The sequence below is a fragment of the Enterococcus aquimarinus genome, assembly GCF_001885765.1.
Classification (GTDB): Bacteria; Bacillota; Bacilli; order Lactobacillales; family Enterococcaceae; genus Enterococcus_I; species Enterococcus_I aquimarinus.
The window spans coordinates 1-1,012 of record NZ_JXKD01000040.1 but is presented as its reverse complement, the minus strand read 5'-3'; the positions used below and the strand labels follow the sequence as shown (position 1 = coordinate 1,012).

Here is a 1,012-nt window from a genome sequence, read left to right as displayed (position 1 = left end):
TGTCGTAGGTTCGAGTCCTACTGCCGGAGTCATACTAAAAGAGCATCCTATCTTGGGTGTTCTTTTTTGTTACAGATAATAATGGAGGTATCATGAATTGAAAAAATCATATATTTTATTTGATTTAGATGGCACGATTATCGAACCAAGTCAAGGGATTTTTCAGTCCATCAATTATGCAATGAAGAAAATGAATCGTCCAGAACTCTCTCTGTCAGTCTTAAAGACTTTTATTGGCCCACCACTAGAAGACTCTTTTAGAAGCTTAGGAATGACCGCAGAAGAGGCGAAAGACGCTATTTTTTATTACCGTGAGTTTTATCAAGAAACGGGTATTCATTTATTTACAGTATATGAAGAAATTGAAATGGTTTTAAAGACGTTGTCACAAGAAAAACAAATTTATTTAGCTACGTCTAAGCCTGAAGTTTTTGCTGAAATTATTTTAAAGAAATTAAACTTTCATCAATACTTTAGTGGAATATATGGTGCCAACTTAGAAGGTACACGATCACATAAAGCCGATGTGATTCGCTATGTCATGGAACAAGCAACGATTTCTGCCGTTGATCAAGTGGTGATGATTGGTGACCGTAAACATGATATTATTGGAGCGAATAAGAATAATATTGAAAGTATCGGTGTGTTATATGGTTTTGGTGATAAAAAAGAATTAGAAGATGCCGGAGCTACTAAAATAGCCACGGAAGTTAGTGATCTTTTAGTTATTTTAAATTAAATAAAATTAGTTATTGATATTACCTTATTGACTTTTTGTTTGAAATTAGGTATTCTATAAAATGTATTAATTAATTGATTGCCGCCTTAGCTCAGTCGGTAGAGCACCACCATGGTAAGGTGGGGGTCGTCGGTTCGAATCCGACAGGTGGCTTTAAAATTAATACTTGATTTTTAAATAACGTAATGTTATAATTAATTATCGTTTGAGGGAAGTATCTCCTGGATGACGTAATCAATTTATTATTCCGGCATAGCTCAGTTGGTAGTAGCG

At 34.4% G+C, this 1,012-nt stretch carries 1 protein-coding gene and 1 tRNA gene; both read left to right on the top strand.

Features of this window, described 5'->3' with window-relative positions; genetic code table 11:
* Positions 1-97: 97 nt before the first annotated feature.
* A complete protein-coding gene (locus RU93_RS11855; protein WP_071875831.1) occupies positions 98-739 on the top strand; it encodes an HAD hydrolase-like protein in 642 nt (213 codons plus the stop codon).
* 80 nt (positions 740-819) lie between these two features.
* Positions 820-892: transfer RNA gene (locus tag RU93_RS11850), tRNA-Thr, on the top strand.
* Positions 893-1,012 lie beyond the last annotated feature (120 nt).